Annotated in this window: 1 pseudogene; it reads right to left on the reverse strand. The window is 67.2% G+C overall.

The features are described 5' to 3' along the window. Positions 1–241, reverse strand: a pseudogene (locus HMPREF0072_RS11540) (hypothetical protein); the annotation flags it as partial.

Consider the following 241-nt stretch of genomic DNA (forward strand, 5'->3'; position numbering starts at 1 on the left):
CTCCGCGTCGAGCCGGGCGAGGGACTCGTCGAGGTCGTCGAGGGCCTTGTAGGCCGGATCGACGAAATGCGCGGCGACGCGCTGGACTTCCGCCTCGGTGAGGGTGCTCGGTCCGTCCTTGAGGTTGGCCCATTCGGCCTCGACGCGCTCGGCGAAGACTTCCGGGGTCAGCGCCTTGACCAGGATCTTGATCCGCGCCTTGTACTTGTTGTCGCGCCGGCCATAGCGGTTGTAGACGCGC

This window comes from Anaerococcus lactolyticus ATCC 51172, assembly GCF_000156575.1.
In the GTDB taxonomy this organism is placed as follows: domain Bacteria; phylum Bacillota; class Clostridia; order Tissierellales; family Peptoniphilaceae; genus Anaerococcus; species Anaerococcus lactolyticus.